This is a genomic window from uncultured Shewanella sp., assembly GCF_947491715.1.
Taxonomy (GTDB): Bacteria; Pseudomonadota; Gammaproteobacteria; order Enterobacterales; family Shewanellaceae; genus Shewanella.
In genome coordinates this window covers 24,708-35,846 of the sequence record NZ_CANLKR010000009.1, presented here as the reverse complement: position 1 = coordinate 35,846, position 11,139 = coordinate 24,708, and the positions used below count along the sequence as shown (strand labels likewise).

The window sequence follows — 11,139 nt, the reverse complement described above, 5'->3', positions numbered from 1 at the left end:
GGGAACTTATTATGAATAGAATACTATTTTTATTAATCTACATTGTCAGTGGCCAGATACAGGCGGACCAAGCGAAACAGGTGAATGTACGCCCTATTGGCGACTATCGCTATTCACGTGATATTCAAACTATGGGACAGGTCATCAGTGATGGTACCTTTACAGTAGCTGCGCCACACTTTTCACAAGTACAGTCGTTATTGAAAGTTGGAGATAAAGTAACGGCTGGCGCTGTTGTCGCAACACTTGATGTAACTGACATTACTATCAAACTAAATGCAGCTAATCAGCAACTTGTGTTATTGCAGCAACAGATTACTTTGCAAAATAGTGAGCTTTCAAGGCTGACGACACTTAATCAGCAACAGTTTGTGGCACAACGTGAAAGGGATCTTTTGGCTTTGCTGATCAATAGTTTGAAACAGAAGTATAACGAAATAAAACGAACCAAAGATCTGCTGGAATGGGATATATCCCGAAGTCAAATTGTTTCGCCAGTGTCGGGAATTGTGTTGCAGCGCCACGTAAATATAGGTAGTTATCCAGTTAAGGGGAGTGACATGCTGGAAATCGCCGATGACCAACAATTGTTGATAAAAGCTTCATTTCCCATTGATACTTACGACTTACTTCAAGTCGGCGACAAAATAAACATCCACGAAGATACTACTACTATGAAAGGAACTATTTCTCGCATATTACCGTCAGGTCATTTTTCCAACCAATCCATCAGCGTCTACATTAGTCTAGATGATGTTCAGTCGTTGCCAATTGGCCAAAATCTCTCAATCAGTTGGCAGGAAGATAGGAGACTGTACTATTTGCTGCCCAAGACTCTGATATCAGGTTTTGGTAATGATGCTTTTGTCTATAGCATCAATAGTCAAAACAAGGTAATTGAAGTGGCTGTAGGCATCATTTCGCTCAAAGGAGAGGGATGGCTAGTTGCTGTTGATCTTTCAGCGGATAAACCACTGATCCTTACACAAAAAGACAATTTTAAAGTAGGAGAAGCTGTGCTGGCTATTTCTGAAACTGCTGGGAGTTTCTTATTGTGATCCGTTTTTTCCTTGAACGCCGGCAACTGGTCTGGTTCATTACCTTTATTATTCTTGGTACTGCTGTAGGGGCTTTATTTAAGCTACCTGTACAGCTTTTGCCTGATATTAGTAAACCCAGCATTACCGTGATAAATGAATGGCCGTCGGCATCGGCACAACAAATAGAAAGAGAAATTGTTGAACCGATGGAGCGGCAACTAGCCACAATAGATGGAGTTGGTACACTGCAAACTATGATTTACGGCAGTATTGCGTATACCACGATTGACTATCGCATGAATACTGACATGAATCAGGCTTTTGTTAATGTAGTGAGTCAGTTAAATCAGCAAAATGACCGGCCGCCTTCGACTCGTCCGCCGATCATTTTTAATGGTGCATCGGGAAACCGTCCGGCGATCGCCAGTCTGCTGCTTTACAGTACTCAGAATCAAGCTGTTGATGATATAACCTTCGTCGAGATATTTGAAAACATGGTCAAACCGAGGTTGCAGCAAATTAACGGTATCGGCAAATTTGATGTTGACTTCAATCCCACTGACCTCGTAATGAATGTAGTCATCGATAGTGAAAAACTGGCTTATCACGGTTTAAATGCCAACGATATTATCAACAAAATCAACGGGTTCAAGAGCATTACAGCTGGTACCAGCGATATTGGTGTTAACCGTTTTACCGTGAAGTTGGCTGCGCAGCTCAACCACCGAGAGATTGAAGCGCAAATCATTTCGATACAAAACGGTTTTCCCGTAAGGTTTGGAGATGTAGCAAAAGTTGAAATGGGCACTTATGAAAGGGTTGGAGAGGTATTCTGGAGTGGTCACAAAGCTTTTTATTTTCGGATAAATCCGGCGGAAAAAGGCAATACACTCGACATCATTTCTGACATAAAATCAGCGATTGATGAATTGAATGACTCAACACTGAAAGGTACGGGTTTAAAATTAGACCTGAGTCGTGATAATTCCAAGAGTATTAAACAGGCGCTGTCGTTTGTGAAATCAAGCCTAATTGTTGGAGTCCTATTGGCGACCCTAGCCTTGTTGCTGTTTGTCCGTAATTGGCGAACGTTGGCGATCATTTTCTGCTCCATCCCTATATCTATGGCGTGTACTGTGATCGTCATGTATGTACTAGGACGAAATATTAATATTATTTCGCTCGCTTCTATTGCCTTGTCCAGCGGGTTAATAATAGATGCCGCTATCATAGTACTGGAAGCGATGAGAAGGCGAGACGGCAGGCAACTGAATGTATCTGATATTGCCCAGCAGATTGATACGGTGAAATTGCCGTTGATGGTGTCGGTAATTACCAGCATCGTTGTGTTAATTCCGCTGGTTTTTGGCCAAAGTATGCAAAGTCAGTTGTTTGAAGATATCGCTTTGACAATTTCGGTAACCCTACTTGCGTCACTTTTTACAGCATTAATAGTGATTCCAGCAATCTATATTCAGTTTGGTGAAAAAGCGGCCTTAGATGACCCCCTCCATGGGCAATGGCAACCATTGTCGCAATGGTGTCTTAATTTAAACAGAACCCGAACACGTCAACTGCTTATTATTATCACATTGATCTTACTGCCAGTTATAGGTATTGCAACATTGCAACTGGAACAGGGGATACTACCCAAGGCGAAGACTCCAGTGATTAAGGGTTATGTGGAAGTGAACGGAGTCTTTAATCCTGCCAGTGTCAAGGAGAAGGTGACTTCGAGATTACTAGCACAATTAGAAAAAATACCCAAAACACTCCTCGAAAAATATCTTTTGATACAAACACCTGATGGAGGCAGTGTATTCCTTTACCCCAAAGACCCTCAAGACATTGAACAGTTGATGGAAGTTGCCGAGCAAACGTTTAATAAAATCAAAGCTGACTACACAGTTTATCTTAGTAAGGATTCCTTATTGAGATTTTCACTACCTAAAAGTGACAGCCTTTTTATTGATTTAAAAGGAAGTGATGACAAACTATTAATTGCTCAAGCTAAGTTGGTATTGGCAACTCTTAATGAGAAATTTCTGGGAATTCAAGCATGGTCAACAACTCCTTTGGAGTTGACCTCTAAAACCATCAGCTTAACACCAAAATACGATCGCATGGCATTGGCTAATGTGTCTATCACGCAGTTACAGCAAGCAGTAACCGCGAATACTGACGGGCTTTATATTGGTAATTTTTTTGAAAATAGTCGCAGCTATGATGTTTTTGTCAAGACACCACAATGGTCTGATTTTGATAAGTTTTTGAATACTCCATTGGCTGTAAATCAGTCTTCAGTTTATAACCTCTCACATTTTGTAGATGTTGATTATCGCCTAGAAGCATCTGTGATCAACAGGATTGACTTGCAAAAGGCCATAACTATTGAAGTGCAGTTGACGGATGAGGTGTCTATGGATCAGTTTCGGCAAGTATTTGCATCCAGTGTTATCGGTCAGGTAAGTGAGGATTCGCAAGGACTGGTATCGACAGTATTAAGAACCCAATCTGGGACACTAGATTCGTTGTTAGATGAAATATTTACCCAGTTTATTGTTGCCTGTGTTTTTCTTTTTTTGTTGATGGCTACTTTGTTTCGTTCTTTCAAAGACAGTTTGTTAGTTTTGCTGTCGCTGCCAGTGTCAATTTTCGGTGCTTGCATGGTATTATATATTGCCAATTGGTTTACTCCACAACGGCTGGATATTCTCACCTTGGTAGGATTTATTATACTGATTGGATTGGTAATCAACAATGCGATATTATTAATGAGCCAGTATCGGCAGAAACAAAATCAGGGCATATCTAATACTAACGCGCTTGAGGCTACTATAAGTGATCGAATTCAGCCGATATTGATGAGCTCCATAACCAGTATTGTTGGAATGTTGCCTTTAGCATTATCTCCTGCTATGGGTGCTGAAATATATCGAGGTTTAGCATTAGTGATTATGGGTGGAATGATATTTTCTACTCCATGTAGCATATTGCTAATCCCTACGCTGATTAGGTTGTCAGAAGGTTTCGAGGTTAATAGAAATTAATATTAAGGATAATAATGTTTAAGATAGGAATTATAGGTTTAGGAACTATGGGGAAGCTCATGCTGGAGAGTATGGTTAATCATCCACAGTTTATCGTAGTCGGCGGATGGGATACTTCGAAAGAGGCATGTGAAATAGCTTCGAAAATGGTGCCTAATTTGCCCATCACTAAAACAGCAGAGTTTTTGTTGCAAGGATATGACATAGATTGTGTGTATATTGCTACCCCGCCGTCTACGCATGCTCACTATGCTGAATTGGCAAGCAATTTAGGACTAAGCATTTTATGTGAAAAGCCTTTGGGTGTTGATTTAAGTTCCAGTCAACACCTTGTTTCGTTGGTTAATGATTTAAATATTCCAAATGCAGTGAATTTTACATTAATGAACTCTCCACTTGTTAGTTGGCTTAGGAGTGAACTAATTCAAAACAATGGAGGTGAAATTCAGGCTATAGAAATTAGACATAGCTTTAATGAATGGCCTAGAAAGTGGCAAGGAGGCGCGAGTGAATGGCTCTCTCGCCCGCAAGAGGGAGGGTTTATTAGGGAAGTTTTCTCTCATTTTGTTTTCATGATGCAGAACATTTGGGGTAACTTATCAATTCAATCTTTAGATATTGTTTTTGGGGAAAGTGAGCTTTCTGAAACAGAGTTGTTTGGTGTGCTGCTGACTGAATCAGGCATTAAGGTGTCGATTGTTGCTGGTACTGGAAGATGTGCACCTGAATTGAACGAAATGACTATATACGGAACATCTGCCTCATATAGATATGTTAATTGGTCAGAAGTTTTTGTTACTCATGGTGCTGATTGGAAACCTGTTTTAGAAAAAAACCTACCGCCAGTAAATCGACAACTTGATGAAATTGCTCTCTGGTTAGAAAGTGGTAGTGCAAATCTTGCTTCTTTCGATGATGCGAACCAAGTACAGTTGTTTATAGAAGAAATGCTAGAAAAGTTAAAAGTAAGTCACTGTTGAATAAATAAACTTTAACTTTATAGAAGCTGGAATTTTAAGTAAAAAGGATGCTAATGAAAAGTATTTGGTTCAAGAGGTTCAATCCTCAGCAATCACCCGATATTCGGATTATCTGTTTTCCTTACGCTGGAGGGAATGCAAGCACTTATTCAAATTGGTATAAATACCTGCCAGCTAATATTGAAGTTATTGCGATACAGCCTCCTGGTCGAGCTAATAGGTTAAATGAGCCCGCTATTGATAATGTGAATGAGTTGATTGAAAACCTGTCTACATATATCGATTTTTTTACTTCAAGTAAATATATTTTATTTGGTCATAGCTTAGGTAGTAGAATTGCATATGCGTTAGCATTACGGATACAGCAATATGGTAGACCTCCACCGTTACATTTTTTTGCTTCTGGTAGTCAAGCCCCTCATTTGGTGCATCGTAGAAAGTGTATTTTTGATTTACCCAAAAAAGAATTCATTAATGAATTAAGATTATTGAATGGGACACCTGAAGAAATACTTCAGTGTGATGATCTTATGGAGATTCTAATTCCAATGCTACGTGCTGATTTAAAAATGTCAGATTTTTTCATCGGAAAAAATATTCTTAGATTGTCCTGTTACTGTTATTTGTGGTTTGGATGATGTTGGATTGAAAAAAGGATGTCAGGAAGCATGGGAAGAACTAACGAATTATCATTTCAGTATTCACTACATACAGGAAAATCATTTTTTTATCGATAAAAATGTACGTGAAGTAGTGAGTTTGGTGAGAACAGTATTACAGTAGTTAAATAATTTACTAGGTTTTAAGGATAGGAAGAAGGGATGTCTGAGAGTCAAGTGCATAAGTTTGGTGGCTCAAGCTTAGAAAGTTATGAAGGTTTTTATAGAGTTGCTAAAATTATTTTAGGTAGTAGTTCCAAGAAGGATTTAATCATAGTTTCAGCTGCAGGAAAAACAACGGATCATTTGTATGAATTATTTTCTAAGGTGAATATAGAATCTGAATGGAATGATGTTTTACATAAAATTCAATTTTTCCAAGAACAGCTGGTTGAACAGCTGGTTTCTAGTGAGAATGTAGAATTTCAACTGAACTTATTGATTAGGGATGTTGAGTTTATAAGGAGTTCAATATTATTTGGAAATATAAATAAATATCAAATGAATCATATTTTAGGTTTTGGGGAATTATGGTCTGCACGGTTACTTTCCCAATTATTAACGGAGCTTGGAGCAAGAGCTCAATATTTAGATGCAAGAGATGTGTTAATAGCTACAGATGACGTTTTACCTATAATTTATGATGAGATATCAAGCTATAAACTTTCTATAATACGCCAGAATCTAGGGGAGCAGCATCTGGTTATAACGGGCTATATTTGCGCAAATGACAAAGGTGATACTTTACTTTTGGGTCGTAATGGGTCTGACTATTCTGCAACCGTTATTGCAAGTTTAGCCAAAGTTAATTTTGTAACAATCTGGACAGATGTGAATGGGCTTTATACAGCGGACCCAAAAATAGTCAAGAATACAAAGCTGATTGATGGCATTTCATTTTCGGAAGCTGATCGTTTAGCTAAACTTGGTTGTAGTTTACTTCACCATCGCAGTTTGAAGCCCATATTTAAAAGCAAAATTAACTTAGCGGTAAGATCAAGTTATAAACCTGATGAGAGGTTTACAGTAATCTCTCAACATGAAGATGTAAATAATAAACCTGTCGTGACATTTTTAGACTCAGTGTATTTAATTGAATTAAAAGTTAGTTCTGTTAGATTTTTAATGAAAGAGTTGCATGAAGCTGAGGTAAGCCCCCTTACTTACAGAGTAAGTGGTGACAGGTTATTTATAAGCTATAACAGAGATCAATATTTCAAGGTAAAAGAATTTTTCCCTTTTTTGAAAGGTAAGTTTGGAGTTGAGTTTATAAATGTTGATTTAAGTCATGGCTTAGTTGCGCTTGTCAGTAGAAATGTCACTCTATATAAAAAATGGTTCATTAATGAATTTTCTTGTCGAGAAAATACTATCTATTGTGATGAAATAAGCCTAACATTGACAATGCCTAAGTCTAAAGTATTTTCTTTTGTTAAAAAGATTCACGACTATTGTGTTGCTTCACTTGAAGAGTCAGGTGTTCATTAGTTTTGGGGGCAGAATTTAGATGCTCTGTCTTATTTAGGTAAAGTATCTATGTGTAGTGGTCAACTAATATTGGCCACCTAATTAGAGGTGATATCATCACCTCATCAATACAACGGTGGGCTGACACCAAATGAATCAGAGCGATTGTTCTGGTTAAACTCTAAGAATGTGGCCAATATTAGTTGACCACTACATAGAGCTGCCAATATTAATCAACTTATTGAAGAGTTAGGTAAGCTTAATTGTAGATGTCTGCAAGCACGAAATTAAAGCTTGGCTAAAGGCCTATATTAATATTGAGATAAACGTCACGAATATCTTCATCACCGATACCTATATAGAGTAACGTTTCACGCGATGAACTGTGATTAAACAATTTTTGCAGTACGTGGATATCTGTACCATTTTTATAAGCATGGTATCCGAACGTCTTTCTGAAACTGTGGGTGTTGAGTCGGTAACTTAACGATAGTGATTCTCTCACCTCTATTAGCAGCTTACTGATGTATTGCCGAGATACCGGTTTGTTCATTCCCTTGGTGCGATTGCCACTGGACTGAAAAAGGTAAACCGCTTCTGGGTGTAATTCTCTTAGTCTATGCACCGATTTCATCCCTCTTGAGTTAATGGTGAGTTTTTTCGATTTGCGGGTTTTCTTCTCTCCAAGTTCGACGTTGCCAATTAATTGGCCGTCAACATCACTCTCTTCGATATCGTCAAACCTGAGGTTGAGTAAATCACTAATGCGCAATGCGACATTACACCCAAGCATGACTAATTCTGCTTCGCGGTGTTTACCGTATTTCTGCAAACGTCGATAGATGATACCCACATCATCGAGATCTTTTATGGGAGAAACGTCCTTCATTAGGGGCTCATTTTTTAATTGCTATAACAAGACATTATCATGTATAAAGCAATTAATCAAAGCCGGATTGCCAATTATCCCTTCATAGCGGTGTTTTGTAATTGCTATAATCAGTTTGTAGCAACTAGAGGGTGATTTTTTATTAAAGGTACGTATTGTTTAATGTCAAGACTCTTTTCTGTGTTTTTCCGATCATTCTTTGTGGTGGTCTATATTCGGTCTTAATATGGACTAGTTGGTGGTTGTCTGGTAAAGTGTAAATAATGAACACTATTGATAGAGAGGTATTATGAACGTCGAAACTATTAGCTATTTAAAAAAGAATGCGGCGAGTCTTTCGTTAGAGGAACCGATGACAATCACACAAAATGGTGTGCCTGCTTATGTTATCGAGTCGGTTGACGATAGACATAGGCGAGATGAAGCAATTGCATTGTTGAAAATGGTGAGTTTTGCCAAGAATGACAAAAAACAGAATAGGGTCATGTCATCGTCGACGTTTAAAGAGCGCTTAGCAAATAGAAAACAAAAATGAAAAAAGTAGAGATTGTCTATACACAGACATTTGAGCAGACAGTTGATAATGCCATTATTCACTGGTCACAATGGAGTGAAGAAAGCACTATCATTGAAAAAATTGAGGGGTTGATTGAGTATTTTGAAACAAAAGTGGGGAAAAACCCTTATATTTACTCGCTTTGCTCTGAGTTAGTGCCATTGGGAAACACAGACATTCGAGAGATGAAAAGAGAAAATACTCGGGTTTTGTATGAAGTTGATGAGCAAGAAGAGCAATTAGTTATTACTGTCTTATTATTTCTAGGTCAAAAACAAAGTATTCAAAATCAACTCATTGATCACTGCATATTATACAAGTAAGCCACTAAACGATAATCATCCTACACACTCAGTATGAAGATGGGTCTGTGATAAACTTTTTTATCTCAGTGCTTACTCTTCTCTCTACCAGTGATAAATCGGGTTTATCACTGGTAGGGAAATAAGGAAATTATATGAATCAGGTTTTTATAGATACAAAAAATACGTTAAGTGATGATGAAAATTCACAAGGTCAACTTACTGACGAAGATAGAGAAATTATTCAAAAATGCATTGATAAAGCAACACGATTAATAGCAGAACATCAAAAACGTGAAGGTTAATTTTTGAGCCAGTGATAAGCACTATTATCACTGGTAGTAGCCAACTTCAATAAACTCACCGCACTCAGGGCATTCAAAAATGTCATCATGGATTATGCACTTCATTGCTATACAGCAATTTCGGCGGATAAAACAAGCGGGGCAAGGATTTTGGCCTTTTGCGTAGATAGTCTCGTAATATTTAATTGTACTGTTTGCAATAGGGATACCCATATCTCGCATGATTGCAATTTCATCATGCAAACACTCTCTGAACTCCGTGTGGCGGATTCAAATCCCAAAAATACCCCTGATATAATCGAAGTGATTAGAAATTCTTCTCTCTTTGTGGTTGAAAAAACTGAAATAAAGGGCGATATTGCATTAAAATCAAGGACGTAATATGGCTTACGATGCAGCTAGTATTCGTGTATTAAAGGTTGATGAAATTTACGACCGTTTTGAATGGGTCAGAGCGAATGAATTGGCTAAGGAGCACAAGCAACCGTTAGCATGTGTTGAAAGAGACATTGAAGCGTGTCGTATGACTGATACCCCGCTTGACTATTTTATTGAACGTTATCTGAAACATAATAAAGATACTCTCAAAAATGAAACTTTCGAAAATGCTTATTTCGACATAATGAAGAGAAGTCAGTGGCGGCGTAAATAAACATTTTACTTAGGTGTTTCATTCAAGGTCTGAACTAATGGACATTGCGTTAATTTTATATAGTCACTAACTAGCGTTATCGCATCTCTTTCTTTATCTATTGATAGTTCGTAGGGTGAGTCAGGTGTGAACCACAAATTGGTATGATGCATCCAGCAACTTGGTAATTCAAATTCAATAAATGGATTTTTATCGACAGTGGCGATGATGTGCCAGCAATGTCCATTTGTGCCTCTTAGTTCGTTTGTCACTTTTACTATTCTCAGTATGTCATTTTTGTCGATGATAAATGAGGGATCCCAGCTTGGAATTTCACTTGTCCATTGAATGAGACTCTTTTTTCGTGTGGGTCTGGGGGATGGGGGAAAGTCCGGGGGAAAAAGTCGATACTCTACACTTGAATGGGCTTCTCTGGAGTAAACAGTAAGGGTCGATTGGGCTTGGTAGCATTTATTGGCAATTTCTTTTGCTGGATCTTGGTTTGTAATATCTTCGTTATATGCACACCCCGATAAAATAAATAGGGTCATCAAATGGGGATGGGTTATCCGGGGCCGCCGGAGATACTTTAGTATTTTCATATTATCCCGCCTTGGAATGTTATTGTCATCTGTATTTTAACTGTAAGTTTCTAATTATAGGAATGTGGATTGAGTATGTTTGATGTTGTCAGCAGTAATGCTTGTTGGGTTAGTTGTTCTAATTCACTTTCAGCAATGAATAGCTGAGAGAATAAGACATGGCTTCTTGCCATAGTAAGTCATTATTCTCTCAGGGTGCTAAAGCACGGGTTCTCTTATATTGTGCTTGTGATTTCTGTGTACTCTAACTTAATGAGTTCGGTTAGCCATTTTTCGATAAATTGATCAAGTACTTTAGGTTGAGTAGGTGGGTTTAGCTGTGGTACTAGGGGGTTATAGTAATTAAGGCTATAACCGGCGGCCGATTCTTTTTCCGGGTTAATTACGATATCAACGTGGAGTTGACCGTGGTTTTTATCGTGATCAACATACTCATGTGAGAGTGTGTATCCATAGCTTATTTGTCCATGGGTTGAATGGAGCATGGGCTTAGCTTTTGCAACTAAATTGGCGTTATCTTCGGTCTTAAAAACATTGAAGATTGGGGGGGTGATCGTATTTAACTACGCCCAGTTTCTTTAATAGTGCATAGTTGTTTTTACGGGTATTATTGAATTCCATAATGTGTTCCTTTCTTTGTAAAGTGGGGGAGAGATAA

At 38.2% G+C, this 11,139-nt stretch carries 13 protein-coding genes; 9 read left to right on the top strand and 4 right to left on the bottom strand.

Translation table 11 applies throughout. The features are described 5' to 3' along the window. Window positions 1-11 precede the first annotated feature (11 nt). From Q0779_RS08840 to Q0779_RS08820, 5 genes are all read left to right on the top strand, one after another. Window positions 12-1,058: an efflux RND transporter periplasmic adaptor subunit gene (locus tag Q0779_RS08840; protein WP_298771743.1), complete on the top strand. Its 1,047-nt coding sequence runs from the start codon at window positions 12-14 to the stop codon at window positions 1,056-1,058. Next, on the top strand, window positions 1,055-4,090 hold the full coding sequence (locus tag Q0779_RS08835; RefSeq protein ID WP_298771741.1) for an efflux RND transporter permease subunit: 3,036 nt from the start codon (window positions 1,055-1,057) through the stop codon (window positions 4,088-4,090). Before Q0779_RS08840 ends, Q0779_RS08835 begins: the two co-directional genes overlap by 4 nt. A gap of 14 nt (window positions 4,091-4,104) precedes the next feature. Continuing rightward, on the top strand, window positions 4,105-5,070 hold the full coding sequence (locus Q0779_RS08830; RefSeq protein ID WP_298771739.1) for a Gfo/Idh/MocA family oxidoreductase: 966 nt from the start codon (window positions 4,105-4,107) through the stop codon (window positions 5,068-5,070). Between the two features lie 53 nt (window positions 5,071-5,123). Beyond that, a complete protein-coding gene (locus Q0779_RS08825) occupies window positions 5,124-5,708 on the top strand; it encodes a thioesterase II family protein (protein WP_298771737.1) in 585 nt (194 codons plus the stop codon). 183 nt (window positions 5,709-5,891) lie between these two features. Further along, window positions 5,892-7,217, top strand: coding sequence for an aspartate kinase (locus Q0779_RS08820; protein ID WP_298771735.1), 1,326 nt, complete (start codon window positions 5,892-5,894; stop codon window positions 7,215-7,217). 277 nt (window positions 7,218-7,494) lie between these two features. On the opposite strand, the gene Q0779_RS08815 is transcribed toward Q0779_RS08820, so the two are convergent. Then, entirely contained in the window at window positions 7,495-8,085 is a 591-nt protein-coding gene (locus Q0779_RS08815) for a tyrosine-type recombinase/integrase (RefSeq protein ID WP_298771733.1), read from the bottom strand. A gap of 289 nt (window positions 8,086-8,374) precedes the next feature. On the opposite strand from Q0779_RS08815, the gene Q0779_RS08810 reads away from it, so the two are divergent. From Q0779_RS08810 to Q0779_RS08795, 4 genes are all read left to right on the top strand, one after another. Then, window positions 8,375-8,620, top strand: coding sequence for a type II toxin-antitoxin system Phd/YefM family antitoxin (locus Q0779_RS08810; RefSeq protein ID WP_298771731.1), 246 nt, complete (start codon window positions 8,375-8,377; stop codon window positions 8,618-8,620). Beyond that, entirely contained in the window at window positions 8,617-8,964 is a 348-nt protein-coding gene (locus tag Q0779_RS08805; RefSeq protein ID WP_298771729.1) for a type II toxin-antitoxin system RelE/ParE family toxin, read from the top strand. Before Q0779_RS08810 ends, Q0779_RS08805 begins: the two co-directional genes overlap by 4 nt. 134 nt (window positions 8,965-9,098) lie before the next feature. Further along, entirely contained in the window at window positions 9,099-9,248 is a 150-nt protein-coding gene (locus Q0779_RS08800; RefSeq protein WP_298771727.1) for a hypothetical protein, read from the top strand. 382 nt (window positions 9,249-9,630) lie between these two features. After that, window positions 9,631-9,900 (top strand): hypothetical protein, encoded by a 270-nt coding sequence (locus Q0779_RS08795; RefSeq protein WP_298771725.1) that lies wholly within the window; start codon window positions 9,631-9,633, stop codon window positions 9,898-9,900. A gap of 5 nt (window positions 9,901-9,905) precedes the next feature. Here Q0779_RS08795 and Q0779_RS08790 read toward each other — a convergent pair whose 3' ends face one another. Genes Q0779_RS08790 through Q0779_RS08780 form a run of 3 tightly spaced genes read right to left on the bottom strand, consistent with a single transcriptional unit; the run spans window position 9,906 to window position 10,966 of the window. Continuing rightward, window positions 9,906-10,481 (bottom strand): hypothetical protein, encoded by a 576-nt coding sequence (locus Q0779_RS08790; protein WP_298771723.1) that lies wholly within the window; start codon window positions 10,479-10,481, stop codon window positions 9,906-9,908. A gap of 50 nt (window positions 10,482-10,531) precedes the next feature. After that, the gene (locus Q0779_RS08785) at window positions 10,532-10,654 is read right to left on the bottom strand and encodes a hypothetical protein (RefSeq protein ID WP_298771721.1); all 123 of its coding nucleotides are present in this window, start codon (window positions 10,652-10,654) and stop codon (window positions 10,532-10,534) included. 42 nt (window positions 10,655-10,696) lie between these two features. Next, window positions 10,697-10,966 (bottom strand): hypothetical protein, encoded by a 270-nt coding sequence (locus Q0779_RS08780; RefSeq protein ID WP_298771720.1) that lies wholly within the window; start codon window positions 10,964-10,966, stop codon window positions 10,697-10,699. Window positions 10,967-11,139 lie beyond the last annotated feature (173 nt).